At 57.5% G+C, this 25,715-nt stretch carries 17 protein-coding genes and 6 tRNA genes; 12 read left to right on the forward strand and 11 right to left on the reverse strand.

Going from position 1 to position 25,715, the window contains the following annotated elements; translation table 11 throughout:
* Positions 1-3: 3 nt before the first annotated feature.
* On the reverse strand, positions 4-1,119 hold the full coding sequence (asd, locus tag ACZYUB_RS00880; protein WP_463944782.1) for an aspartate-semialdehyde dehydrogenase: 1,116 nt from the start codon (positions 1,117-1,119) through the stop codon (positions 4-6).
* 243 nt (positions 1,120-1,362) lie between these two features.
* Between asd and ycaO the strand changes: the two genes are divergently transcribed.
* The 4 genes from ycaO to pflA all read left to right on the forward strand — a co-directional run bounded on the left by ycaO (position 1,363) and on the right by pflA (position 7,542).
* Positions 1,363-3,120, forward strand: coding sequence for a 30S ribosomal protein S12 methylthiotransferase accessory factor YcaO (ycaO, locus tag ACZYUB_RS00885; RefSeq protein ID WP_463944784.1), 1,758 nt, complete (start codon positions 1,363-1,365; stop codon positions 3,118-3,120).
* A gap of 341 nt (positions 3,121-3,461) precedes the next feature.
* The gene (gene focA, locus ACZYUB_RS00890) at positions 3,462-4,292 is read left to right on the forward strand and encodes a formate transporter FocA (protein ID WP_463944786.1); all 831 of its coding nucleotides are present in this window, start codon (positions 3,462-3,464) and stop codon (positions 4,290-4,292) included.
* A gap of 50 nt (positions 4,293-4,342) precedes the next feature.
* Positions 4,343-6,625: a formate C-acetyltransferase gene (gene pflB / locus ACZYUB_RS00895; RefSeq protein ID WP_463944788.1), complete on the forward strand. Its 2,283-nt coding sequence runs from the start codon at positions 4,343-4,345 to the stop codon at positions 6,623-6,625.
* Between the two features lie 158 nt (positions 6,626-6,783).
* Positions 6,784-7,542, forward strand: coding sequence for a pyruvate formate lyase 1-activating protein (pflA, locus tag ACZYUB_RS00900; RefSeq protein ID WP_463944789.1), 759 nt, complete (start codon positions 6,784-6,786; stop codon positions 7,540-7,542).
* A 65-nt stretch (positions 7,543-7,607) separates the two neighbouring features.
* On the opposite strand, the gene yfbV is transcribed toward pflA, so the two are convergent.
* Positions 7,608-8,030, reverse strand: a complete 423-nt coding sequence (gene yfbV / locus ACZYUB_RS00905) for a terminus macrodomain insulation protein YfbV (RefSeq protein ID WP_463944790.1) — start codon at positions 8,028-8,030, stop codon at positions 7,608-7,610.
* Between the two features lie 282 nt (positions 8,031-8,312).
* Here yfbV and ACZYUB_RS00910 point away from each other — a divergent pair, with 282 nt between their 5' ends.
* The 3 genes from ACZYUB_RS00910 (at position 8,313) to ACZYUB_RS00920 (ending at position 13,070) form a co-directional block, all read left to right on the forward strand.
* A complete protein-coding gene (locus ACZYUB_RS00910; protein ID WP_463944792.1) occupies positions 8,313-9,512 on the forward strand; it encodes an acetate kinase in 1,200 nt (399 codons plus the stop codon).
* Positions 9,513-9,609: 97 nt separating this feature from the next.
* On the forward strand, positions 9,610-11,763 hold the full coding sequence (gene pta / locus ACZYUB_RS00915; RefSeq protein ID WP_463945062.1) for a phosphate acetyltransferase: 2,154 nt from the start codon (positions 9,610-9,612) through the stop codon (positions 11,761-11,763).
* A 377-nt stretch (positions 11,764-12,140) separates the two neighbouring features.
* Entirely contained in the window at positions 12,141-13,070 is a 930-nt protein-coding gene (locus ACZYUB_RS00920) for a TIGR01777 family oxidoreductase (protein ID WP_463944794.1), read from the forward strand.
* Between the two features lie 51 nt (positions 13,071-13,121).
* On the opposite strand, the gene ACZYUB_RS00925 is transcribed toward ACZYUB_RS00920, so the two are convergent.
* Positions 13,122-15,605 (reverse strand): ABC transporter permease, encoded by a 2,484-nt coding sequence (locus tag ACZYUB_RS00925; protein ID WP_463944796.1) that lies wholly within the window; start codon positions 15,603-15,605, stop codon positions 13,122-13,124.
* Positions 15,602-16,312, reverse strand: a complete 711-nt coding sequence (locus ACZYUB_RS00930; protein WP_463944798.1) for an ABC transporter ATP-binding protein — start codon at positions 16,310-16,312, stop codon at positions 15,602-15,604. Before ACZYUB_RS00930 ends, ACZYUB_RS00925 begins: the two co-directional genes overlap by 4 nt.
* Here ACZYUB_RS00930 and ACZYUB_RS00935 point away from each other — a divergent pair.
* The 3 genes from ACZYUB_RS00935 (at position 16,311) to ACZYUB_RS00945 (ending at position 19,255) form a co-directional block, all read left to right on the forward strand.
* Positions 16,311-16,916 (forward strand): arylesterase, encoded by a 606-nt coding sequence (locus tag ACZYUB_RS00935; protein ID WP_463944800.1) that lies wholly within the window; start codon positions 16,311-16,313, stop codon positions 16,914-16,916. The genes ACZYUB_RS00930 and ACZYUB_RS00935 overlap by 2 nt on opposite strands.
* A 159-nt stretch (positions 16,917-17,075) precedes the next feature.
* Positions 17,076-17,765 carry a response regulator gene (locus tag ACZYUB_RS00940; protein ID WP_463945064.1) on the forward strand — a complete coding sequence of 230 codons (690 nt, stop codon included), beginning with the start codon at positions 17,076-17,078 and terminating at the stop codon, positions 17,763-17,765.
* Positions 17,765-19,255 carry a HAMP domain-containing sensor histidine kinase gene (locus ACZYUB_RS00945; RefSeq protein WP_463944801.1) on the forward strand — a complete coding sequence of 497 codons (1,491 nt, stop codon included), beginning with the start codon at positions 17,765-17,767 and terminating at the stop codon, positions 19,253-19,255. Before ACZYUB_RS00940 ends, ACZYUB_RS00945 begins: the two co-directional genes overlap by 1 nt.
* Before the next feature lie 112 nt (positions 19,256-19,367).
* On the opposite strand, the gene ACZYUB_RS00950 is transcribed toward ACZYUB_RS00945, so the two are convergent.
* The 7 genes from ACZYUB_RS00950 to ACZYUB_RS00980 form a co-directional block, all read right to left on the reverse strand.
* Positions 19,368-19,443: transfer RNA gene (locus ACZYUB_RS00950), tRNA-Ala, on the reverse strand.
* A gap of 41 nt (positions 19,444-19,484) precedes the next feature.
* A tRNA-Ala gene (locus ACZYUB_RS00955) sits at positions 19,485-19,560 on the reverse strand.
* Between the two features lie 56 nt (positions 19,561-19,616).
* Positions 19,617-19,692, reverse strand: a tRNA-Ala gene (locus ACZYUB_RS00960).
* A gap of 67 nt (positions 19,693-19,759) precedes the next feature.
* Positions 19,760-19,835 (reverse strand) — tRNA-Ala (locus ACZYUB_RS00965).
* A 270-nt stretch (positions 19,836-20,105) separates the two neighbouring features.
* Complete coding sequence (gene gltX / locus ACZYUB_RS00970; RefSeq protein WP_463944802.1) at positions 20,106-21,515, reverse strand: glutamate--tRNA ligase; 1,410 nt, start codon at positions 21,513-21,515, stop codon at positions 20,106-20,108.
* Positions 21,516-21,670: 155 nt separating this feature from the next.
* Positions 21,671-21,745, reverse strand: a tRNA-Gly gene (locus ACZYUB_RS00975).
* A gap of 12 nt (positions 21,746-21,757) precedes the next feature.
* Positions 21,758-21,831 (reverse strand) — tRNA-Gly (locus ACZYUB_RS00980).
* Positions 21,832-22,204: 373 nt separating this feature from the next.
* Here ACZYUB_RS00980 and cydD point away from each other — a divergent pair.
* On the forward strand, positions 22,205-24,004 hold the full coding sequence (gene cydD, locus ACZYUB_RS00985; RefSeq protein WP_463944803.1) for a heme ABC transporter permease/ATP-binding protein CydD: 1,800 nt from the start codon (positions 22,205-22,207) through the stop codon (positions 24,002-24,004).
* The gene (cydC, locus tag ACZYUB_RS00990; RefSeq protein WP_463944805.1) at positions 23,997-25,679 is read left to right on the forward strand and encodes a heme ABC transporter ATP-binding protein/permease CydC; all 1,683 of its coding nucleotides are present in this window, start codon (positions 23,997-23,999) and stop codon (positions 25,677-25,679) included. The genes cydD and cydC overlap by 8 nt, the downstream gene beginning before the upstream one ends.
* Positions 25,680-25,715: the final 36 nt, after the last annotated feature.

Consider the following 25,715-nt stretch of genomic DNA (forward strand, 5'->3'; position numbering starts at 1 on the left):
AACTCATGCCTTGGCGAGCAGAATATTCAACATCCGGCGCAGTGGCTCGGCTGCGCCCCACAGCAGTTGATCCCCGACGGAGAACGCCGACAGGAAATCGTTGCCCATGTTCATCTTGCGCAGGCGTCCTACGGGCACATTCAGGGTTCCGGTCACCTTGGCTGGAGTCAGCTCTTTGACGGTCACCGCCCGATCATTTTCAATGACCCGAACCCAGTCGTTGTGACTGGCCAGAAGTTGATGGATCTCATCCAGCGGCACATCCTTCTTCAGTTTGATGGTGAAGGATTGGCTATGGCAACGCAGGGCGCCGATACGAACACAGTTACCATCTACGGCAATCGGGCTGCCATCACGACCGAGGATCTTGTTGGTTTCAGCCATCCCCTTCCACTCTTCCTTGCTCTGACCATTCGGCAGTGCCACATCAATCCAGGGGATCAGGCTACCGGCCAGCGGAGCACCAAACTGGGACGTTGGGAATGACTCATCTCGCATGGCCGCAGTCACCTTGCGCTCGATATCCAGAATTGCAGAGGCAGGATCTGCCAGCTCAGCGGCGACCACATCACGAAGCGAACCCATTTGAGACAGCAACTCACGCATGTGACGAGCGCCTGCCCCTGATGCCGCCTGATAGGTGGAGGAGGAAACCCATTCGACCAGATCCTGAGCAAACAGGCCACCGAGCCCCATCAGCATCAGACTGACGGTACAGTTACCACCCACATAAGTCTTGATGCCACGATCCAGAGCGTTATCAATCACCTGTCCATTGACCGGGTCCAGAATGATGACCGCATCCGATTCCATGCGCAGGGCCGACGCCGCATCGATCCAGTAACCTTGCCATCCGGTCGCCATCAGCTTCGGATAGACCTCTTTGGTGTAATCGCCACCTTGACAGGTAATGATGATATCCAGCGCCGCCAGCGCATCGATGTCATAAGCATTTTGCAGCTGACCCGCATCTTTACCAAAGTTTGGAGCCGCTTGGCCCGCTTGTGAGGTGGTAAAGAATACCGGCTGGATCTTGGCGAAGTCATTCTCTTCCACCATACGGCTCATCAACACTGAGCCCACCATGCCGCGCCAACCGATCAAACCTACTTTTTTCATCATTAATCCTGCCCTGGAGACAATATAAAAATCTGACTCACCACATTACGGATTGGCAGCAACTCTGCAAGTCGTTTTCCGCAACATCACATGCCAATCATTGCAATAGTTGCATCAAATTGCTTGATCTAGGTGGAATCAAGCCAGAGCTTGCTGGCATGCCATTCACTCAGCCAGTACACTAGCCGCTCTGTTACTGATTAACAGAACGATAACAATGTCAGCCCTATGGAATCCTGTCCCATGCAAACCTTTATTCCCGGTAAAGATGCGGCTCTTGAAGCCTCTATCGAACGCTTCCAGCACAAGCTAGTCGAACTTGGCTTCGATATCGAAGAAGCCTCCTGGCTCAACCCCGTGCCTCATGTCTGGTCGGTGCATATTCGGGACAAGGACTGCCCACTCTGTTTCACCAATGGCAAGGGGGCCAGCAAGAAAGCCGCTTTGGCGTCGGCTCTGGGCGAATACTTCGAGCGCCTGTCGACCAACTACTTCTTTGCCGATTTCTATCTGGGTGAGGAGATTGCGAACGGCGAATTTGTTCATTATCCCAACGAGCAATGGTTCCCCATCCCCGAGGATGGCGAGTTACCGGATGGTCTGCTCGATGACTACACGCTGGAGTTTTACGATCCGGAAGGCGAGCTCTCGGCCGACATGCTGATCGATCTGCAATCGGGCAATGAGGAGCGCGGCATCTGCGCCCTACCGTTCGTGCGCCAGGATAACCAGCAGACCGTGTATATCCCGATGAACATCATTGCCAACCTTTATGTATCTAACGGTATGAGTGCGGGTAATACCGCGACCGAAGCCCGTACACAAGCGTTGTCAGAAGTGTTTGAGCGCTATGTGAAAAACAAGGTGATTGCCGAAGCCATCAGCCTGCCGACCATTCCAGCGGACGTTATCGCTCGCTTCCCTGGGATCAAGGCAGCTATCGATGCCCTGGAAGCCGAAGGTTTCCCGATCCTGTGCTACGACGCCTCTTTGGGGGGCAAGTTCCCGGTCATCTGCGTGGTGTTGTTCAATCCGAACAATGGCACCTGCTTCGCTTCATTCGGGGCCCACCCTCGCTTTGAGGTAGCGCTGGAGCGAACCGTCACCGAACTGCTGCAAGGCCGCAGCCTCAAGGATCTGGATGTCTTCGCCCCACCCTCGTTCAATAATGATGAAGTCGGTGATCACCATAACCTGGAAACTCATTTCATCGACTCATCCGGTCTCATCAGCTGGGATCTGTTCCAGAGCCGCGAAGACTACCCATTTGCTGACTGGAACTTTGCTGGCAGCACAGAGCAGGAATTCAATCATCTGATCGGTATCTTCCATGAACTCGAACAGCCCGTGTACATCGCAGACTACGAGCATCTGGGCGTATATGCCTGCCGTATTCTGGTACCCGGCATGTCCGATATTTACCCGGCAGAAGATCTGGTGATTGCCAATAACAACATGGGCGCCGGGTTACGCGAGGCGGTTCTTGCACTGCCAGAGAGTCAGGGCACAACCGAAGAGTACATGGCTTTCTACGACATGCTGGACGAAGAAGGCTTCGATGATCGCACTCGGGTACGCGAATTGATTGGCCTGGCCGTCGAGAAGAGTAGTGGCTGGCATACCCTGCGGGTAGGTGAGCTCAAATGCCTGCTGGCATTGGCGGCAGGTGAGCTGACGACAGCCTTGGAATGGACCGACTGGACGCTGGAGTTCAACGCCACCATTTTCACTGCCGAACGAGCCAACTTCTTCCGTTGCCTGAAGGCCAGCCTGGAGCTTCACCTCTCGCCAGAGCGGGATCCGCAGCCCTATGTGAACGCCTTCGAGCGCATGTTCGGTGTGGCAACAGTCGAGGTCGTTTGGGCTCATATCCGCGGCGAAGCCCGTTTCTTCGGCTTGCAAGCGGGCGATTTGAGTCTGACCCAATACCCACTGCATCAAAAGCTGCTGGCCGCTTACGAAAAATTGCAAGCTGCTAAACGGCAGTTCGCTTTCAAATAAAAGGACCGGCCTGCCAATTCCAGTTGGCAGGCCGATTTTACATTGCTCGCTACTCCTCTGCTCCGGTCTTTTGGCATTGGTTCATTTCATATTCATCTTTCTAGGCTTATGATGAACTATTAGTCACGCACCGTACTCAAATAGTAAGGCCGCAGATATTGGCCCCTAGCTGTTACTTTGCAACAAATCAGCCACAAATGCGCCGCTTCAAGCCGTCAAAAGCGTGATTAAGATGTAGTAAAATTACAGAACCAACCGGCCAAAATTGATCCAAGGCAAATTTGAACCTCGTTTTTGTTGCTATCATTACGACAGTAAAATGACAACTCGGGTGCCATCACGTGAAAGCTGAATCTCCATTTGATTGTCTAAAGCCAGAAGCCATCGCGGCCGTTGCTGAAGATATCACCTACGGCAAGGCCACCAAGCCTGCCGCCAAAACCTTTATGCTGGCCATCACCGCTGGCGCCTTTATCGCCATCGCCTTCGTTTTTTACATCACCGTCATCGCCACCGGCGGTAGCAAGCTGGCAGGCGGTATTTGCTTCGCCCTCGGCTTGATCCTGTGCGTTATTCTCGGCGGTGAACTGTTTACTTCCACCACACTCACTCTGGTCGCTCGAGCCTCTAATCGAATTACCTGGGCGCAGATGCTGAAAAACTGGGGTATTGTCTACTTTGGCAACCTGGTCGGTGGCCTCGTCATGGTCACCCTCGTCATGCTCGCCAGCCAGTATATGAATACCAATGGCCAGTGGGGGCTGACCGCATTGAATGTGGCTCAGCACAAGATCCATCACACCTTCGTCGAAGCGGTAGCGCTGGGGATCCTGTGTAACCTGATGGTCTGTCTCGCCGCCTGGATGGCCTTTGGTGGTCGCACCATGACTGATAAGGCGCTGATCATGATTCTGCCAGTGGCCATGTTTGTCGCCTCTGGTTTCGAGCACAGCATCGCGAACATGTTCATGATCCCGGTCGGCATCGCCATCCAGACTTTTGCGGGCCCGGAATTTTGGCAAGCCATCGGTGCAGACCCAGCAAAATATGCGGATCTGACCGTTGGCCACTTTATTATCAACAACCTGATCCCTGTCACCATCGGTAACATCATCGGCGGCGGCGGTATGATTGGTTTGACCTACTGGTTTATTTTCCGTCGCCACCACTAATCAAGTGGCAATGGAAGCTTGGATCATCAATACCGAAGAGGTAATGAAACATGGCAGAGCTTAACGAAAAGTGTCTGAAGGCATGGGAAGGCTTCGTACCCGGAGCTTGGCAAACTGAAGTCAATACCCGCGACTTCATCCAGAAGAACTATGCCCCGTACGAAGGCGATGAAAGCTTCCTCGCTGGCGCTACCCAGGCGACCACCACTCTGTGGGATAAGGTCATGGAAGGCATCAAGGAAGAGAACCGCACTCATGCTCCGGTTGACTTCGACACTGACCTTGCCTCCACCATCACTGCTCACGATGCCGGTTACATCGACCAAGGTCTGGAAAAGATCGTTGGTCTGCAGACTGATAAGCCACTGAAGCGCGCCATTGTTCCATTTGGCGGCATCAAGATGGTCGAAAGCTCCTGCCAGGTTTACGGTCGCACTCTGGATCCGCAGCTGAAGAAAACCTTCACCGAATACCGCAAGACCCATAACCAGGGCGTATTCGATGTCTACACCAAAGACATCCTGAACTGCCGTAAGTCTGGCGTTATCACCGGTCTGCCGGATGCCTATGGCCGTGGTCGCATCATCGGTGACTATCGCCGTGTTGCACTATACGGCGTTGACTTCCTGATGGCTGACAAGCTGTCCCAGTTCAAATCCCTGCAAGCCAAACTGGAAGCCGGTGAAGATCTGGAAGCCACTATTCGCCTGCGTGAAGAGATCTGCGAGCAACACCGCGCTCTGGGTCAACTCAAGGAAATGGCGGCCAAGTATGGTTGCGACATTTCTGGCCCGGCCACCACTGCTCAAGAAGCAGTTCAGTGGACCTATTTCGGTTACTTGGGTGCCGTGAAGTCACAAAACGGCGCGGCCATGTCCTTCGGTCGTACCGCTACCTTCATCGATACCTATATCGAACGTGACCTGAAAAAGGGTCTGATCACCGAGCAAGAAGCCCAAGAGCTGATTGACCATCTGGTAATGAAGCTGCGTATGGTCCGTTTCCTGCGGACTCCGGAATACGACACCCTCTTCTCTGGCGATCCGATTTGGGCAACCGAATCCATCGGCGGTATGGGTGTTGATGGCCGGACTCTGGTCACCAAGAGCTCGTTCCGTTACCTGAACACCCTGTACACCATGGGGCCGTCTCCTGAGCCAAACATGACCATTCTGTGGTCTGAACAACTGCCAATCGGCTTCAAGAAGTTCTGTGCCAAGGTATCTATCGACACCTCTTCCGTACAGTACGAAAACGACGACCTGATGCGTACCGACTTCAACAACGATGACTACGCCATCGCTTGTTGCGTCTCGCCAATGATCATCGGCAAGATGATGCAGTTCTTCGGCGCCCGTGCCAACCTGGCCAAGACCATGTTGTATGCTATCAACGGTGGTGTCGATGAGAAGCTCAAGATCCAGATCGGTCCGAAGACCGAGCCGGTCAAGGGCGAGTATCTGGACTACAACGATGTCATGGACCGTCTGGACCATTTCATGGACTGGCTGGCGACTCAATATGTCACCGCCCTGAACATCATCCACTACATGCACGACAAGTACAGCTACGAAGCAATTCAGCTGGCTCTGCATGACCGCGATGTGATCCGTACCATGGCCTGTGGTATCGCCGGTCTGTCCGTGACCGCTGACTCCCTGTCTGCTATCAAGTATGCCAAGGTCAAGCCAATCCGTGATGAAGACGGTCTGGCCATCGACTTCGAAATCGAAGGCGAATACCCGCAGTTTGGTAACAACGACGAGCGAGTTGACTCCATCGCCTGTGAGCTGGTTGAAAGCTTCATGAAGAAGATCCAGACCCACAAGACCTACCGCAACGCCATCCCGACCCAGTCGGTTCTGACCATCACCTCTAACGTGGTATATGGTAAGAAGACCGGTAACACTCCGGATGGTCGTCGTGCCGGTGCTCCGTTTGGTCCTGGTGCCAACCCGATGCACGGCCGTGACCAGAAGGGGGCGGTTGCCTCTCTGACCTCAGTTGCCAAGCTGCCGTTTGCCTATGCAAAAGACGGTATCTCTTACACCTTCTCCATCGTGCCGAACGCACTGGGTAAGCAAGAGGAAGCTCAGCGTCTGAACCTGGTTGGTCTGATGGACGGTTACTTCCACCACGAAGCCAATGTCGAAGGCGGTCAGCACCTGAACGTCAACGTCATGAACCGTGAAATGCTGCTCGACGCCATGGAAAACCCGGAGAAATACCCGCAGTTGACCATTCGTGTCTCTGGTTATGCCGTGCGCTTCAACTCCTTGACCAAGGAACAACAGCAGGACGTCATCACCCGGACCTTCACTCAATCCATGTAATAACGGATTGCGTGATTGATTTACAAAACCCCTGGCTTGCCGGGGGTTTTTTATTGGTCGTCGGCTAGAATCAGGATAGGCTGCACTCCTAAATGCAGTGAGTTCAAAGTCCCAATCGCTTAAAATAGTAAAGTAAATCAATCTACCGGAGCCTCTCTATGCCAAACTCGGCGCCACTCAAAGGCCGGATCCACTCTGTTGAAACCTGCGGAACCGTCGACGGACCGGGTATCCGCTTCATCGTCTTCATGCAGGGATGTCTGATGCGCTGTCTCTACTGTCACAACCGTGATACCTGGGACACCACCGAGGGACGCGAGGTAACCGTCGATGAGTTGATGAAAGACCTGCTGACCTACCGCCATTTTATCAATGCATCCGGCGGCGGGATCACAGCCTCCGGCGGCGAAGCCACGTTGCAGAAAGAGTTCGTCACCGAATTATTTACCGCCTGCAAGGCGCAAGGCATTCACACCTGTCTGGACACCAATGGTTTTGTCCGTCATTACGATGCGGCTCTGGATGCCCTGCTCGATGTTTCTGACCTGGTGATGCTGGATATCAAACATATGAACGATGATATCCATATCCCGTTAACCCATGTCAGCAACAAGTACTGCCTGGATTTTGCCCGTTACCTGGCCAAGAAAGGTAAGAAAATCTGGATCCGCTATGTAGTGGTCCCCAGCTGGAGCGATGATGTGGCCGGGGCCGAGGCGCTGGGTCAGTTCATCCATGATGAACTGGGCGGTTGTGTCGAAAAGGTCGAATTGCTGCCCTATCACGAGCTGGGCAAACACAAGTGGGAAGCCATGGGCGAAAAATACATGCTCGATGGCATACACCCGCCCAAGAAAGAGACCATGGATACCATCCGCGACATCATCGGCAAATATCACCCGAACGTGATCTACTAGGCGATGACCGGAAAGCACAAACCAAAAAGCCACCGCGAGGTGGCTTTTTGTTGTCAGCATATTCATCAGGAATAAATGACCGCTCGATCCAGTTTCTTGAATGCCTGATTCAAGGTTTCAGCCAGTTCCAGATAGCGGGGGTGCGGCGCATACCGGGCCTGCCCCATCTTTTCATTGATATCCGTGTACCAGCGGGAGAGCGAGGGCGGCAACTTGGTTTCCGCTCGTTGGCCCAGCCAGTAATAACCCTGCAGCGGCAAGCTCACCATAAACAATAGACTGCTGATCACCACGGGCCACAAGTTGGGCTGTCCGAAATGAAACTGCAGCACCAAGCTCATCACCGCCAGAGCTGGCAACCATTTCATGCCAAATTCCACCGCGGCAATAATACGATTTTCCGGGAACATGGCTGCCAAAGACTTCTCTTTAGGCCAGAGTCGCAGGTAAAGATGTCCCATTTGTATCTTTTTTTGAAATAAAGTCATATCTACTACCTCTAGCCAAATAACCACAAATTGAAAATGGTTACATGCTTATTACAAGAATTTTTTGTTATTTTTATGCTTCCCCTGTATTCTTCCGGCGCTTGATTTTTAACCCGGCTTTTTCGCCTTGTCGAGCCTCACAGACTACATTCTGAGGCTGAGCAGACGTTCCACGCCGGACGCGCTGACAGCACCTTTAATGTAAGCATACGTTAACTCTGCTGGAAAACTACCCATTCCAGACAGTAAACCCCTTAAAAAGATAGATAGGATTTACTACGAATGAGCAGCAAGCTGGTTCTTGTACTTAACTGTGGCAGTTCATCCCTGAAGTTCGCCGTGATCGATGCCACCAGCGGTGACGAAAAACTGTCCGGTCTGGCCGAATGCCTGCACCTGGATGATGCCCGGATCAAATGGAAACTCGATGGTCAGAAAGATGCAGCTGACCTCGGTGCCGGCGCTGCACACGAAGAAGCCTTGAGCTTCATCGTAAACCAGATCCTGGCCAAACACCCTGAACTCAACGACAACCTGTTTGCCATTGGCCATCGCGTCGTGCACGGTGGTGAAAAATTCACCTCCTCCGTGGTGATCACTGATGAAGTGGTTCAAGGTATCGAGGAGTGTGTCGCTCTGGCTCCGTTACACAACCCGGCTCACTTGGTTGGCATCAAGGCCGCTCAGCACGCATTCCCGGCCCTGCCGAACGTTGCCGTGTTTGATACCGCCTTCCATCAAACTATGCCGGAACATGCATTCCTGTATGCCCTGCCTTACAAGATGTATACCGAACAGGGTATCCGTCGTTATGGCATGCACGGCACCAGCCACTACTACATCAGCCTGCAAGCCGCTGAAGCATTGGGCAAGCCGGTTCACGAACTCAACATCATCAACTGCCACCTGGGCAATGGCGGCTCCGTCTGCGCCATCAAAAATGGTCAGTCCGTCGATACCTCCATGGGGATGACACCGCTGGAAGGTCTGGTGATGGGCACCCGTTGTGGTGATATCGATCCCGCCATCATTTTCCACCTGCATGACACTCTGGGCATGAGCATGGGCGATATCAACAACATGCTGACCAAGGAGTCCGGTCTGCTGGGTCTGACCGAAGTGACCAGCGATTGCCGTTTCGCCGAAGATAACTACGATACCGACATCGCTGCCAAGCGTGCCATGGATCTCTACTGCTATCGCCTGGCTAAGACCATCGGTAGCTACATCGCCGCCCTGGATGGTCGCCTGGATGCAGTGGTCTTCACCGGTGGTATCGGTGAAAACTCGGCACCGATCCGCGAGATGACCCTGAATCGTCTGGCCCTGTTGGGCTTCAAGGTGAATAGCGAAGCCAACCTGAAAGCTCGTTTTGGTAAGCAAGGTGTCATCACCGAAGCCGGTAGCACCATCGCCATGGTGATTCCAACCAACGAAGAGTGGGTAATTGCCCATGATGCGCTGGAATTGGTGGCAGGCTGATTCAGACTAGGTAAAATAGCGAGGCTGCCGAAGGCAGCCTTTTTTAATTGGCCAACTTGTTCATCAACTAGGGGATACACCAGTGGCACGCACTATCATGCTTATCCCGATTGGCTCCGGTGTAGGCGTTACCTCCGTGAGTCTCGGTATGGTCCGAGCGATGGAAAGACACGGTGTCAACGTCAGTTTCTTCAAACCGGTCGCTCAACCGAAACCCGCTCATTCAGGTCCGGAAGCTTCTACCGCCGTCATCCGCGCAGGCTCCAACATCACCCCTCCCGAACCACTCTCCCTTCATTACGCAGAAAACATGATCTCCACTGGCAATACCGCTGTATTGCTCGAAGAGATAGTGGCGCTGTATGAAAATCACGTCAAAGAGAGTGGCGCCGAAGTGGTGGTGGTTGAGGGTCTGGTTCCCGTCGACAAGCAACCGTTCGCCAACAAGCTGAACTATGACATCGCCAGCGCTCTGGATGCCGACATGGTTTTTGTTACCCACCCTGGTAACGATTCCAGTCAGAAGCTCAAAGAGCGGATCGAACTCACCAGCTCCAACTTTGGTGGCGTGCAGAACAAGCGGATCGTCGGCTGCATCATCAATAAGGTTGGCGCTCCGGTCGATGAGCATGGCGTCACCCGCCCTGATCTGACCGAGATGTTCGAAGCCCACCACAGCAGCGCCGAAATGGCCAATAACCTGGAGGTGTTGCAGTTCTTCGGCAAGAGCCCGTTGCGCATCCTGGGTTGTATCCCGTGGAATACCCAGCTGATTGCACCTCGCGCCAAGGATCTGGCCAAGCATCTGAGCGCCAAGATCCTGAACGAAGGCGAACTCAGCAAGCGTCGTCTGCATCAGGTTACCTTCTGCGCCCGCTCCATCCACAACATGGTCGAGCACTTCCGTCCGGGCAGCTTGCTGGTGACGTCCGGTGATCGTTCTGATGTGATCGTCTCTGCCTGTCTGGCGGCGATGAACGGCGTCAAACTCGGTGCCCTGTTGCTGACCGGTAACTATCATCCAGAGCCCCAGGTGATGGCCCTGTGTCAGCAAGCCATGCAAACCGGCCTGCCGATCATGATGATCGATACCAATACCTGGCAGACCGCCGTCAGCCTGCAAAACTTCAACCTGGAAATTCCGGCCGACGATATCGAACGCATCGAAATGGTCCAGGACTATGTCGCCGGCCATATCGACAAACACTGGCTAGAGTCGCTGACCGCGACCTCCAGCCGCTCACGTCGTCTGAGCCCTCCGGCATTCCGTTATCAGCTCACCGAGCTGGCCCGTCACGCCAACAAGCGCATCGTGCTGCCGGAAGGCGACGAGCCGCGCACCGTCAAGGCAGCTGCCATCTGTGCCGAACGCGGAATTGCCCGTCCCGTGTTGTTGGGTAACCCGGATGAAATCCGTCGCGTCGCCGAACAGCAAGGTGTGGTGCTCAACGATCGGGTCGAGATCATCGATCCGGTCGTGGCCCGCGAACGCTATGTGCCACGTCTGGTCGAGCTGCGCAAGGCCAAGGGCATCACCGAAGTGGTTGCTCGTGAACAACTCGAAGACAACGTGGTACTGGGTACCATGATGCTCGAACGCAACGAAGTCGACGGTCTGGTCTCCGGTGCGGTACACACCACCGCCAACACCATTCGTCCGCCGCTGCAAATCATCAAGACAGCTCCAGGTTCTTCCTTGGTGTCGTCGGTGTTCTTCATGCTGCTGCCGGATCAGGTGCTGGTCTATGGTGACTGTGCCATCAACCCGGATCCGAACGCCGAACAGCTGGCCGAAATCGCCATCCAGTCTGCAGATTCTGCAACTGCGTTCGGCATCGAGCCGCGCGTGGCCATGATCTCCTACTCTACCGGCACCTCGGGTACTGGTGCGGATGTGGATAAGGTGCGCGAAGCGACCCGTATCGCCAAGGAAAAGCGTCCGGATCTGATCATCGATGGTCCGTTGCAATATGACGCCGCCATCATGGCCGATGTGGCTCTGTCCAAGGCACCGAACTCCCCGGTTGCGGGTCAAGCCACAGTATTCATCTTCCCGGATTTGAATACCGGCAACACCACCTACAAGGCAGTGCAACGCTCGGCGGATCTGGTCTCCATCGGCCCCATGCTGCAAGGCATGCGCAAGCCGGTCAACGATCTGTCCCGCGGCGCCCTGGTGGATGACATCGTCTACACCATTGCTCTGACCGCCATCCAGTCCGAACAAGCCGGTGTGGTAGTCGACGCCTGAGTCGAATGCTGAGCCGGTCCCGGAGCCGGTTGATGACAAGGAGCGCCAGGGCGCTCCTTTTTTCATGGCCTGTTTTTATGGCCTGCTGCCACGCGCGACGGAGATCCCAAGGGGGTGCCGTAAAAGCAGGCGCATTTTCCCAACCAATGCCACAACTACGCTGCCCCCTGCCACAGCTGCGCTGTAGCCATCTATCTGCAGCAATTCCAGTACTAATCTACACACTTACCCACAGTAAATGTGGATAACATCACAGGATGGTCATCAACCTGGACGATCGAATACCGACACGCGGGCGAGATTAACCCGCTGGACGACTAAACTCATTCGGTGTAAAGCACTGTTATCCCATAGCCTCATCCCGCTCGGAGTTCATCATGCGCATACTGATCACCGGAGCCACCGGTTTTATTGGCCAGCACCTGTTAGCTGCCCTGGGTAAGAGTCATGCCATCACACTCCTCAGCCGTGATACCGTGCGGGCTCAACGGCTATTGCATTCGTCGGCTTATCACTACCTAACGCTGAATGAGCTGGATTCGCTGGATGGCTTCGATGCCATCATCAATCTGGCCGGAGAGCCGATTGCCAACAAACGCTGGAGCTCCGCCCAAAAACAGCGGATCTGCGAGAGTCGCTGGCACCTCACCGAGGCACTGCTGGAGCGGTTGCGGCACTGCTGCAACCCGCCACGGATCTGGCTCAATGCCTCGGCCATAGGCTTTTACGGTCGCCAGGAGAATCAGCCGTTAACCGAGGATGACACCTGCGTCCATCCTGAATTTAGCCATGAGGTGTGTCGACGCTGGGAGGAGTTGGCACTCGAGGCGGGCGACTATGGCTGCCGGGTCTGTATTGTCCGGATAGGTGTGGTGCTGGGTGCCGAAGGTGGCGCCCTGGCCAAGATGTTACCGGCGTATCGCCTCGGCTTGGGAGGGCCACTGGGCGATGGTCAGCAGTATCTGTCGTGGATTGCCCTGACGGATCTGGTAGCCGTGTTTTTGTTTTTGCTCGAACACGAGCAGTGCCACGGCATTTACAATGCCACTTCTCCGCATGCCGTGCCGCAACAGGAGTTCTCCCGCCTGCTCGCACAGGCACTGCACAGACCCCACTGGCTGCGGACACCAGCCTGGGTGCTGCGGCTGCTGCTCGGCGAAATGGCCGGCCTGCTGCTCTATGGACAGAACGTTGTGCCGCAACGCTTGCTGGAAGCGGGTTTCCAATTCCAATATCCGAAGCTCAGCTCGGCACTGAAACATGCCCTGAGAGCAAACCACAACCATTTTTCGGTACCGGAAGTCTGAGGTCACCCGGCTGATGCCGGGCATCCCCACCACGAGACGGAGCGTGACGAGTTACCCCCCCTGCCGCAATCGGCTGGCAAGCACCGACCCCAGCAAGCGACGCATCGGCCCCTGGGCCGCCAGCATCACCAGAGCGGCACCCAGCAAGGGCAGTCCCCACCACAACAGATAGTGCGGCTGCCAAGCCAGCTCGCTCCACAACTGCTGCAGGGTCAGCATCACCAGTTCAGTTCCTAGCGCTGCCGAGACCCCTGCCAACAAACCGGTGGCCAGCAGCTCCCAGCGCAGGGTCCGTTGCAGCAGGCGTTGACCCGCGCCTAGGGTGCGCATCAGCACCAGCTCCTGCCAACGGCGGGAAATTCCAGCTTGGACCTGGGTAAAGAGCACCAGCACCGCGGCCAACGCCACCAGTGAAAACATCAGTCCCAACGCGCGGCTGATCTGCTCCAGCACCCCTTGCAGGCGCTGCATGATGCTATCGGTATCAATCAGGGTCAGAGCCGGATAACGGCGCACCAGCTCCACCTCCAGTTGTTGGTCGCCCGCCGGAACCCGCAGACTAGCCAGCCAGCTGGCGGGATAATCCTGCAGCAGATCCGGCGAGAAGATCATGAAAAAGTTGGGCTGCATCTCCTCCCAGTTCACCTTGCGCAACGAACTGACTCGGGCCGATATCTCCCGCCCCTCAATGTTAAATTGCAGCATGTCACCCAACTGGATACCCAGTCGTTCCGCCACGCCCTGCTCCACCGATACCTGACCTCGCTCCCCGATACGCCACCAGGTTCCGGCCACCAGCTCATTGTGGGCTGGCGCCTGTTGCAACCAGGTCATGCTCAACTCCCGGTTCACTCCGGCTCGACCCGCATCCCCTTCCTCCTGGGCGACCGGCTCCCCGGCAATACCGGTCAGACGTCCGCGGATCACCGGGTAGAGGTCGGAATGGGCAATGCCCTGCCGCTGCAACCACTCCTCAACGCCAGGTTTATCGGCCTGGGCAATATTCAGTACAAAGCGGTTGGGCAGATCCGCGCCCAGGCGACTATCAAAGCCACTCAAAATGGCACTGCGGCTGGCCCACAACACGCCAATCAACAGCAGCGCCAGCGCGATTGCCGCCAACTGGGTCAAACTCTGCCAGCGCTCACGGCGCAGATGGGCCAGCGCCAGTGCCAGCCCAGTACCACGTCGGGCACGAGGCAGAACCAGCAAGAGCCCATATGCCAAACCGCCCTGGATCAGCAGCAAGGCCACCATCCCCAGCAGCAGCCCCAGACTCAGGCGTGCATCCGAGGTGAAGAGCCAGCCCAGCAACAGGGTACCGGAGAAGATCAGAGGCAGCGCCAACCATCCGGGCACCTGCCCCTGCACATCCTGGCGCAGCACCCGTTGCGGCGGGGTGGCTAACAACCGCCAGAAAGGGACAAAAGATAACAGCAAGGTGATGAACAGGCTGACCAGTAACCCTAAGGCAAATGGCACCCAGGAGGGAGGTGGCATTTCCGGCGGCAGCAAAGAGCCCAGCAGTTGCAGAAAGCCCAAGTGCAGCAGATACCCCAAGCCTCCGCCCAGCATAAAGGCCACTCCGGTCAGTAACCCCAGTAACGACAGCATCCACACCCAGAGCTGACGCCGACTGGCGCCGAGGGTCTTCAGCAGTGCCATGTTATCCGCCTGACGCCGGGTGAAGTGGTTCATGGCAATCTGCATCGCCAGCGCCCCCAGCAGCAGACCGATCAGCGAGGCCAGACGGAAGAAGCGTTCGCTGCGTTGCAGCGGGCCACCACTGAGCTGGGTATCGGTTCCCGGCTGCAGCAGACGCTGTTCCACTTGCAGCGCAGGCTTGAGCCGCGCCACCGCCTCGGCAATTACCGCCTGCTCCCCCTTGAACAGATAGCGGTACTGGATACGGCTCCCCGGCAGGATCACCTGGGCCGGGGCCACATCTTGAATATGCATCAGCGCGCGCGGCGCCAGCAGGAAGGGCGAGAAATTCTCGTCCGGCTCCTGATGCAGCTCCCCGGCCACCCGCAACTGGATATTGCCCAATTCCACCATCGCTCCCGGCTTGGCCTGCAACAGCGCCATCAGTCGGGCGGATAACCAGATCTCCCCCGGTTTGACCTTGCCCTGAGGATGCAACTGCAGATTTCCATAGAAGGGATAACCGTCACCCACCGCCTTGATGCTCGCCAGCTGCATACTGTCGCCGACAAACAACATGGAGGAAAAACTCACCGTCTGACTCATCACCAGACCGGCGGGCAAGCCCTTGAGTTGGGTATCGGGTACGACACGGCTGCTCTGCAGGACCAGATCCGCCGCCAAAAACTCCCGACTGCCCAACCCCAGGGCCTGCTGCAACCGGTCGGCCACCAAACTGACACACAGCACGCACGCCACCGCCAGCGCCAGCGCCAGCACAAAGCCACGCAGGATACCGTGTCGGCCCTCTTGCCAGACCAGCCGTCGCGCCAAAGGCCAGAGCCCGGCAGCCGGTCGCGGAATATAATTCATCCCGGAACTGCCGCTCATGCCAAGACTCCAGTACGAATGTCGGAGGTCTCATGGACCTGTAGCTTGCCACTATCCAGATGCAAGCGACGGGTGCAGCGCGATGCGAGCTGTTCATCATGGGTGACAATCACCAGGCTAGTGCCATGGTCACGGTTGAGACGAAACAGCAGATCGGCAATCTTGTCACCGGTATGCCGATCCAGATTACCGGTCGGCTCATCGGCCAGCAGCAGCGAGGGCTGACCAATGAAAGCACGGGCAATCGCCACCCGCTGTTGCTCGCCACCCGATAACTGCGCCGGATGATGATGGATGCGATCCGCCAGACCCACTTCGCGGAGCAAGAGCTCCGCCTTGGCTCTGGCATCGGGCAGGCCGCGGATCTCGGCGGGTAACATCACATTTTCCAACGCACTCAATCCGGGTAACAACAAGAAAGATTGGAAGATGAAACCAATGTGTTCGGCTCGCAACTGGGCTCGCCCCTCTTCATCCAACTGCCCCAAAGCCACACCGGCAACCTCGATCTCGCCCTCGCTCGCCAGATCCAGCCCCGCAAGCAAGCCAAGCAAGGTCGATTTACCGGAGCCGGAAGCACCGACCAGCGCCACTGTCTCTCCCGGCTTGACTTCCAGATTTATCCCCTCAAGTATGGTCAGCGTCTCAGCCCCTAATGTGACCCTTTGGGTCACCTCGCGTACCACTATCATCGAAGGTTCTGCCATGCTCCGGATCCTCTGTTCATTGTTCGCCTTGTTGGCCTGCTCAGGCCATGCTACCACCCTGCTCGTCTATGGCGACAGCCTGAGTGCGGGTTATCAGTTACCCACCGAAAAAAGCTGGCCCGCCCTGCTCGGCCAGGACTGGAAAAACCAGGGACTGGATCTGCAGATCGTCAACGCCAGCGTCAGCGGCGAAACCACCCAAGGGGGGCTGGCCCGACTGGATCAGGCCTTGCGCACTCACACCCCCGACTGGGTACTGCTGGAGCTGGGCGCCAACGACGGTCTACGGGGGTTGCCGCCCCGCCTGACTCGGCAAAATCTGGAGCAGATGCTGCAACGAATCCAGCAACTGGGAGCTCGCGCCCTGCTGATCCAGATCCGTATTCCCCCCAACTATGGGGCCCGCTACATCCGTCAATTTGAAACCATCTATCCAGAGCTGGCCCAGCAGTACCAGATCCCGCTGCTCCCCTTCTTTATGGAAACCATCATTACCGATCCCGCACTGTTGCTGGCAGATGGCCTGCATCCGAATGCCCGTGGCCAGGAAAAAATTCGCGATCAGCTGGCACCGATCCTGACCCCGTTGCTGACAGCCCCCTAGATCCCGATCTCCGCACCCTGGCGAGTGTAAAATCAGGTAAAGTCCGGCGATTTTTTGTGCCGGCGCTTGTCCAAGCAAGACCATTTCGTATCATGGGCCGCCCTTGACCCATGACGGAAGAGTGGTCTATTTCCTGCCTATCGCCTGTGGAGAGCAATGATGATTCGGGTTTTACTGGTCGATGATGATGAAGAATTATGTGCCCTGCAGCATGACTACCTGAGTGGAGAGGGTTTTGCTGTCACCGTGTGCCACGATGGCCGCAGCGGCTTGCAGGCCGCTCGCTCCGGCGAGTTCGATATATTGCTGCTGGATCAGATGTTACCTCAGCTCAACGGTGCCGACCTGCTGCGTCAGCTGCGCCAGCACAGCAGCTTGCCAGTGTTGATGCTCACCGCCCGGGGCGATGATGTAGATCGGATCCTGGGGTTGGAAACCGGGGCCGATGATTATGTGGCCAAACCCTGTACCCCGCGGGAATTAGTGGCCCGGATCCGCGCCATATTGCGCCGCAGTGCGCCGGAAAAGGTCGACGCCGCAGATGGTGAATATCAGCTGGGTAAGCTCCAGCTCTCCTCACGGCGACGTCAGGCCTTCTGGCAGGATCAACTGCTCGACTTGACCAGCACCGAATTCAATCTGCTGGCCTCCCTGTGCCAACATGTCGGCATGGTGCTGAGCAAGAATAAACTCTCCGAACAGATCCTGGGTCGGCAACTGACCCGGTATGACCGCAGCCTGGACGTGCATATCAGCAACCTGCGACAAAAACTGGGTCTGCTGCAAGATGGCCGTAGCCCCATCCAGACGGTGCGAGGTGTCGGTTACCAGTTGCTGGATGATCGCTGATGAACCTGTTCTGGAAGATCTGGCTCGGTTTCTGGCTCTCCCTGCTGCTGATGGCGCTGGGTGCCGTGACCATGGTACGGCTATATGACGAAGCACGATTGCAGAATCCGGATCAGGTAGCAGATAACAAGCGAATCGGGTTCATCATCGATGGGACAGTGCGGGCTCTGCAGGAGGGCGGCATTCCGCAGCTGAAAAAAATAATCAGCATACTCCAGATACCAAATGAGAGTCGTGAACCACCCGCGGCCTCCGCAGAGCGCGCACCTTGCTCCCCGCCCGCGCATGGGGATGCCGCACCACCCCGCCCCGACGGTGGAGGCCAACCGTTACTGCCACCCGAGCCTGACGCACCGAACAAACCTCGACACCCGGTGCCACTGGTGGTCAACGCCCAGGGTCAGGATCTATTGGGACGCACAGTGCCACTACAGGCCTGGCATCAGGCACTCGCCATGACTCATCAGTCATCATCAGCACCGGATTTTCGCGGCCCGGTACGCCAGGTGCGACTCCCCGACGGCCAGCAAGTCATTGTGTTCATGCTCAATCGCATGCTGCCGCCGGAAGACAACTTGCTATTCGGTATTTTTGAAACCCCTTTACTACTACCACTCAGTGCGCTGCTGGCGAGTCTGATTTTTAGCGGCTTGCTGGCCCGTTATCTGGTGCGTCCGATCCGCATCCTGCGCGATGGCTTGCGGCAGATCGCCTCCGGCCAGTTCGATGTGACCATGCGACGCCAGATGGGCAATCGTCGGGATGAGTTGGGGGAACTGGGACAGGATGCCGACAAGATGGCCCAGCAACTCAAACAACTGCTCAGCACCCAGCGCCGCCTGTTGCACGACATCTCCCACGATCTGCGCTCACCGCTGGCCCGGTTGCAAGTTGCCATCGGCCTGGTGCGCCAGAGCCCGGAACGTCTGCCGGAGATGCTGGAGCGACTGGAGCACGAAACCATGCGGCTGGATGGCATGATCGGTGAGGTGCTGACGCTGGCACGCCTGGAATCGGGGGTCCCGCAGTCCCAGGATGATTACCTGGATCTGGTCGCCCTGCTGCAAAGCCTGGTCGAGGATGCCCGCTTCGAGAACGATAGCCACCTCATTACCCTGCATATCGCCACAGCCGAGGAGTGCGTCTTGGCTTGTCGGGGAGAGCTATTGTGGCGCGCCTTTGACAACCTGCTACGCAATGCCTTACAGCACACGCCTGCCGGAGCCATGGTGATGGTTGGTCTCGATGAAGAGGCCGATTGGTACCGTATCACGGTGCAGGATACCGGCCCCGGGATCCCGCCGGAGTTGATGGCGGAGGTATTCGAGCCTTTCCACCATGCCGGGGATACTCGCGGCCATGGCCTGGGGCTGGCCATCGCCAAGCGAGCCATCGAAGCCCATCGCGGTACCATTGAGGCGGAGAATGTTGCCGAGGGGGGCTTGCGGCTGACCGTACGCTTACCTCGTCAGCCCCGTACAGAAACATAACGATGACTAATGCCGGATATAGCCCAACCGGTACTCCAGACTGATCTTCGAACTTCAGAGCCGGATCCCGGATAACAAAAAGCCCGTCACGAAGACGGGCTTTTTGTTGATTTGGTGGAGCTACGCGGGATCGAACCGCGGACCTCTTGCATGCCATGCAAGCGCTCTCCCAGCTGAGCTATAACCCCAAATCAGAGGTTTCAACCGTCGATGACAGCTGACTGGAAAGTGGTGGAGCTACGCGGGATCGAACCGCGGACCTCTTGCATGCCATGCAAGCGCTCTCCCAGCTGAGCTATAACCCCACAAAGGTTTTCTGTCGAACGACACCATCAAGATGTCACTCGCCGGGAATATGTAGTGGTGGAGCTACGCGGGATCGAACCGCGGACCTCTTGCATGCCATGCAAGCGCTCTCCCAGCTGAGCTATAACCCCACTACAGGGCGCAGATTAACGTGCTGCACACGCATCTCGATTCAACTATTTGACGCTTCGGGAAATTTGGTGGAGCTACGCGGGATCGAACCGCGGACCTCTTGCATGCCATGCAAGCGCTCTCCCAGCTGAGCTATAACCCCACAACTACCCGTCTATCGAATCGCGATGACGCATCCGGCCTGGCTGGTTTCCGGACGGTTTTTCAAGTGTCTCCACTCGACAAGCGAGGCGCATATTAGGCAGCGGACCGAAATGTGTCAACAAAAAAATGAGCCTGGGCGCACAGGCGGCGAACAACTGCACAACTCGGTCGCCATCAGGGGAAAGCAACATCGGAGGAGGATGACACGAGCCGATAAAAAACCCCGGACTCAGGCCGGGGTTTGTCATCAACAGGCTGAAAAATCAGCTTATTCAGCTTGGCTGGCTAACTGGACAATCACCCGATCCAGACGTGCCAGCACCCGCTCGCGACCCACCAATTGCATCACGGCATCGATGGACGGCGATTGTCCCAGACCGGTGACGGCAACGCGCAGCGGCATCCCGACCTTGCCCATGCCCAGACCCAACTCATCGGCGGTGCTCTGGATCACATGATGCAACGGCTCGACTTCCCACTCGGTCAAGGCGGCCAGCTTGTCACGGATCACCATCAGGGGCTCGCGGGCTGCTGCCTTGAGATGCTTCTTGGCAGCCGCTTCATCAATGGCTTCGTACTCCTCGAAGAAGTAGCGGCTCTGCCCCGCCAGTTCAACCAGGGTATGGCAGCGTTCGGCCAGCAGGGTCACGACGGCGCTCAGGGCTGGCCCCTGGCTATAGTCGATCTTCTGATCCGCCATATGCCATTCCAGATGTTTGGCGACATACACAGGATCCAGGGTGCGGATGTAATGGTTGTTCAGCCACTTGAGTTTGTCGGTATTGAAGGCAGAAGCCGACTTGCTGATGGCATCCAGACTGAAGAGTTCAATCATCTCGGCCAGGGTGAAGATCTCCTGATCACCATGGGACCAGCCCAGGCGCACCAGATAGTTGAGCAGCGCCTCGGGCAGATAACCATCATCGCGGTACTGCATCACGCTCACGGCGCCATGACGTTTGGAGAGCTTGGTGCCGTCATCGCCCAGAATCATCGACACATGGGCAAACTCTGGAACCGGAGCACCCAATGCCTTGTAGATGTTGATCTGGCGCGGCGTGTTATTGACATGATCTTCACCCCGCACCACATGGGTGATTTCCATGTCCCAGTCGTCGATGACCACGCAGAAGTTGTAGGTCGGTGCGCCATCGGTCCGACGAATGATCAGATCATCCAGCTCGCTGTTGGCAAACTCGATATGACCGCGGACATGGTCATCAAAACTCACCACACCCTCTTGCGGGTTGCGGAAGCGGATCACGCACGGTTCATCATCGGCATGGTGGTCATGGCTGTCACGGCAACGGCCGTCATAACGCGGCTTCTCGCCGGCAGCCATCTGGCCTTCACGCAGGGTATCCAGACGCTCGCGAGAGCAGTAGCACTTGTAGGCGCGACCATCGGCCAGCATCTCGTCGATGACGGCGTTATAGCGGTCAAAACGCTTGGTCTGGTAGTAAGGACCCTCTTCCCAGTTCAGCCCCAACCAGTTCATGCCTTCGATGATGGCATCGATCGCTTCCTGAGTAGAACGCTCCAGATCCGTATCTTCGATACGCAGGACAAATTCACCCTGCTGATGACGGGCAAACAGCCAGGAGTAGAGAGCGGTACGGGCGCCGCCCACATGCAGGAAGCCGGTCGGGCTGGGGGCAAAACGGGTTTTGACTTTCATGCTTGATGCCTTGTCTGTGATGATGCCCGCAATCAGGGGCCAAACGAAATGACCGCCATTCTAGCATCGTGATCCAGACGATGGAAACGGCGACGCCTCAACGCGGAGTTGATGGCCATACAGAGCGAACCAGGAGGTGTAACAGAGAGAAAACTTGGAGCGGGCAGCGGGAATCGAACCCGCGTCATCAGCTTGGAAGGCTGAGGTAATAGCCATTATACGATGCCCGCATAGCATCAACTTGGAGCGGGTGATGGGAATCGAACCCACGCTATTAGCTTGGGAAGCTAAAGTTCTACCATTGAACTACACCCGCTTGGTGTGGGCACTACTATATGCGTTTTTTTATCTGAATCAACGCTCAAAGCGGTCGAAGCATCACATTCCGGTGCGTTTGCACAAGCTTTGAACAATGGCCGGTGATTTCAACGCCGATCCGGGAGGTTAGAAAATCCGGCCGCGGATCTGGGCGCCGCCCAAAGTCGTCCGGCAGCCCTTGCGGAGCTGATGGTCGGCCAACCGCAGGAACAAAATAGACCCCGATCCCCCTCCCGCAGATTCTGGCCCTATTGCACTCCCCAAATAGGCTCTTCACCAATTAAACGCCCAACCGGACGATGAACATTTGCCAAGCCTGGAACGTAAAGATAGATTTGCCCTGAATTTTATCTCGGTAGCTGATTCTTGATATGGACAAACTCCGGCAACGCACTCTTCTGACCTGGTTACGTCAGCAACGCCGTCTGGCCAAACCCTGGCTCAGTATCACGGTTCTTCTCGGTGGTTTTTCGGCGGGCCTGCTGATTGGCCAGGCCTGGCTGCTGGCCTCCCTACTGCATGGTTTTATTCTCGACGGCATGCCCAAGCGCGAGCAGGGCATGGCCTTTGTGCTGCTGCTGGGTATCGTGCTGTTACGGTCCCTGCTGGCCATGGCCCGGGAGCAGAGCGCCTTCACCGGAGCGACCCGGGTGCGACGCCAGATCCGTCGCCAACTGCAAGAGGAGATGGCGCGCCGTGGTCCCGCCTATCTGCAACGCCAACCGGCCGGCAGTTGGGCCAGTCTGCTGCAGGAGCAGGTCGAAAACCTGCATGACTTCTATGCCCGCTATCTGCCCCAGACCCAGCTGAGCGGCTTGCAGCCGTTTCTCATCCTGCTGGCGGTGTTCCCCGTCAACTGGACCGCCGGGCTGATCCTGCTCGGCACAGCACCCCTCATCCCGCTGTTTATGATCCTCACCGGCATCGGCGCCGCCGATGCCAATCGCCGCAACTTCGAGGCGCTGCGCCGCCTGTCCGGCCATTTTCTCGATCGCCTGCGCGGCATGGCGACCTTGCGTCTCTATCGTCGCGCCGACGCCGAGCGCGACAGCATAGCCCGCGCCTCGGAAGACTTTCGCGAACGCACCATGGAAGTGTTGCGGATGGCGTTTTTGAGCTCCGCCGTGCTGGAGTTTTTCGCCTCGGTCTCGATTGCCATCTTGGCGGTCTACTTCGGTTTCAGTTATCTGGAGCATCTGAGCTTCGGGGACTACGGCACCAAGGTCACGCTGTTCGTCGGTCTGTTCGTGCTGCTGTTGGCTCCCGATTTCTATATGCCGCTGCGCGAGCTCGGGGCTCACTATCATGCCAAGGCGCAGGCCCTGGGGGCCGCCGATGCCATCGAGCAATTCCTGAATGAGTCGGTCACCGCCATCCACTCCGGTAGCGGCCAGTTGGCTGCCGATGGGCCCCTGACCCTGGTAGCCGAAAATCTGATGGTGTTGAGCCCGGAAGGACAACGCCTGGTCGGTCCCCTCTCCTTTACCCTGCAGGCGGGCCAGCGCACCGTACTGGTCGGCAAGACCGGCTCGGGGAAAAGCTCTCTGCTCCACGCCTTGCTGGGTTTTCTGCCCTATGAGGGCAGCCTGCGCATCAATGGCCAGGAGCTACAACAACTGGATTTGGGCCTGTGGCGTCGCGAGATCGCCTGGCTCGGGCAAAATCCCAAGCTGATCCACGGCACCCTGGCCGACAATCTGCGCATGGGCCGCGCAGTGGACGACGCCCAACTGCAGCAGGCGGTGGCACAAGCCGGAGCCAGCGATATTCTTGCCAGCAAGGGGTGGGATTATGGCATCGGGGATGGCTCGGCCGGATTATCGGTCGGTCAGGCGCAGCGGCTGGCGTTAGCCCGGGCGCTGGTCTGCCCGTCACGGCTGTTGCTGCTGGATGAGCCCACCGCCAGTCTGGATCGGCAGAACGAACAGCGCATCCTGGACGCCCTGGCTCCGCTGCAGCAAGGGCGCACCACGCTGATGGTCACCCATAGAGCCGATCAACTGGCCAATGCCGACCAGATCCTGCTGCTGGAACAGGGCCAACTGCGAGCCAGCGGCACCGCCGCCGAGCTGAATCAACCGGATAGCCCGCTGCAACGCTTGTTGGGCCACCAGAACACACCGGCAACAGTCGGCCCATCCACCACCGAAGCCGGAGTTGCCGATGCGTGATCTGCTACCCTTTCTGCGCCTGTACCGCCGCCACTGGCTACTGCTGAGCTGTGGCCTGGCGCTGACGCTGTTTACCCTGCTGGCCGGGATTGGTCTGCTCTCCCTCTCCGGCTGGTTCCTCTCCGCCGCTGCGGTGGCGGGCCTGAGCCTGGTCGGCCGTCAGAATTTCAACTATCTGTTCCCCGCCGGAGCCGTACGGTTTCTGTCCATAGTCCGTACCGCCAGCCGCTGGGGCGATCGGGTGGTAACCCACGACGCCACCTTCCGCCTGCTGACCCGGTTGCGCATCCTGTTCTGGGAAAAATTGGCCCCGTTGCCCGCCGCCCGTCTGCAAGGGTTCCGCCAGGGGGATCTGCTCAACCGTCTGGTGGCCGATATCGACGCCATGGATCATGTCTATCTGCGTCTGGTCACCCCCTTGATCACCGCCTTGCTGACCCTGCTGGCGATCTTTGTCTTCCTGCAGCGCTTCGATCTGCAACTGGCGCAAACGCTGACCCTGAGCCTGCTGCTGATTGGACTGCTGCTGCCCGCCCTGCTCTATCGTCTCGGCCGCACGCCGGGCCGCCAGCTAGCCCAGAGCCGCGCCAGCTTGCGGATCCGCTACCTGGACTATGTGGAAAATCAGGCCGAGTGGTTACTGTTCGGTGCCGAAGCCGAACAACGGCAGCAACTGGAGTTGGCAGAAAGCCGGATGATTGCCGCCCAACGCCGGATGAACCTGCTCAGCGGCCTCTCCACTGCCCTGCTGACTCTAAGCGCCGGGGTGCTGCTGCTGGTGATCTTGTGGCTCAGTGCCGATGGGGTTGGCGATCGTCACGCCGATCCGCTGATCGCCCTGATGGTATTTATTACCCTGGCCGCCTTTGAAGCGATCAATCCCCTGGTGGCCGCGTTTCAGCATCTGGCCAGCACGCTCGCCTCGGCTCGCCGCCTCAACGAGGTACTTCAGGAGGCCGCCCCCCTGCGGTATGGGTCGGCCACTCTCGAGTCGAGCGAACGTGCGCTGACGCTGGATCTGCAACACGTCCACTTTGGCTATCCAGGTCAGCCCGAGGTGTTATCTGACCTCAGCCTGCAGCTGGTCGCGGGGGAGAAGCTGGCCATCGTCGGCCCGACCGGCTGCGGTAAATCGACCCTGCTGGGCCTTATCACCCGGGAGTGGAGCGCCAGCGCAGGCCAGCTGACACTCAACGGTCGGCCGCTGGCCGAGCTGGATGAGAGCAGTCTGCGCACCAGCATGGCCGTGGTCAGCCAGCGCGTGCATATCTTCTCCGCCACCCTGGCCGACAATTTGCGCCTGGCCGCCCCTTCCGCCAGCGATGAGGAGTTGGTGGCCATCCTGCAGGCGGTCGGACTGGACGCCCTGCTGCTCGGGGATACCCCGCGCAAGGCCTTGCAGCTCTGGTTGGGCGACGGTGGCCGCCCGCTCTCCGGTGGCGAGCAACGGCGTCTGGGCCTGGCCCGCGCCCTGCTGCATCGCGGCCCCTTGCTGCTGCTGGATGAACCCACCGAAGGGCTGGATCCAGCCACCGAGCAGGCTATTCTGGCGCTGATCTTCGAACATGCCCGCGACAAGAGCCTGTTGATGATCACCCACCGCCTGACCGGACTGCAGCAGATGGATCGGGTACTGCGCCTGGAGCAAGGCCAGCTGCAGCCTGTCACGGTGTAAACCATCCCCATCCTGAGGATCCGATAAGGCGCTCCT

It is taken from the genome of Pseudaeromonas sp. HNCC25DJ182 (genome assembly GCF_055413365.1).

What these genes read in the sequence shown, in the direction of transcription:
- cydC (WP_463944805.1), top strand. Translation starts at nt 23,997, where the DNA reads ATGCGTGATCTGCTACCCTTTCTGCGCCTGTACCGCCGCCACTGGCTA.
- pflA (WP_463944789.1), top strand. Translation starts at nt 6,784, where the DNA reads ATGCCAAACTCGGCGCCACTCAAAGGCCGGATCCACTCTGTTGAAACC.
- ACZYUB_RS00945 (WP_463944801.1), top strand. Translation starts at nt 17,765, where the DNA reads ATGAACCTGTTCTGGAAGATCTGGCTCGGTTTCTGGCTCTCCCTGCTG.
- ycaO (WP_463944784.1), top strand. Translation starts at nt 1,363, where the DNA reads ATGCAAACCTTTATTCCCGGTAAAGATGCGGCTCTTGAAGCCTCTATC.
- ACZYUB_RS00925 (WP_463944796.1), bottom strand. Translation starts at nt 15,605, where the DNA reads ATGAGCGGCAGTTCCGGGATGAATTATATTCCGCGACCGGCTGCCGGG.
- gltX (WP_463944802.1), bottom strand. Translation starts at nt 21,515, where the DNA reads ATGAAAGTCAAAACCCGTTTTGCCCCCAGCCCGACCGGCTTCCTGCAT.
- ACZYUB_RS00930 (WP_463944798.1), bottom strand. Translation starts at nt 16,312, where the DNA reads ATGGCAGAACCTTCGATGATAGTGGTACGCGAGGTGACCCAAAGGGTC.
- ACZYUB_RS00935 (WP_463944800.1), top strand. Translation starts at nt 16,311, where the DNA reads ATGCTCCGGATCCTCTGTTCATTGTTCGCCTTGTTGGCCTGCTCAGGC.
- cydD (WP_463944803.1), top strand. Translation starts at nt 22,205, where the DNA reads ATGGACAAACTCCGGCAACGCACTCTTCTGACCTGGTTACGTCAGCAA.
- yfbV (WP_463944790.1), bottom strand. Translation starts at nt 8,030, where the DNA reads ATGACTTTATTTCAAAAAAAGATACAAATGGGACATCTTTACCTGCGA.
- ACZYUB_RS00940 (WP_463945064.1), top strand. Translation starts at nt 17,076, where the DNA reads ATGATTCGGGTTTTACTGGTCGATGATGATGAAGAATTATGTGCCCTG.
- pta (WP_463945062.1), top strand. Translation starts at nt 9,610, where the DNA reads ATGCTTATCCCGATTGGCTCCGGTGTAGGCGTTACCTCCGTGAGTCTC.
- pflB (WP_463944788.1), top strand. Translation starts at nt 4,343, where the DNA reads ATGGCAGAGCTTAACGAAAAGTGTCTGAAGGCATGGGAAGGCTTCGTA.
- ACZYUB_RS00920 (WP_463944794.1), top strand. Translation starts at nt 12,141, where the DNA reads ATGCGCATACTGATCACCGGAGCCACCGGTTTTATTGGCCAGCACCTG.
- asd (WP_463944782.1), bottom strand. Translation starts at nt 1,119, where the DNA reads ATGAAAAAAGTAGGTTTGATCGGTTGGCGCGGCATGGTGGGCTCAGTG.
- ACZYUB_RS00910 (WP_463944792.1), top strand. Translation starts at nt 8,313, where the DNA reads ATGAGCAGCAAGCTGGTTCTTGTACTTAACTGTGGCAGTTCATCCCTG.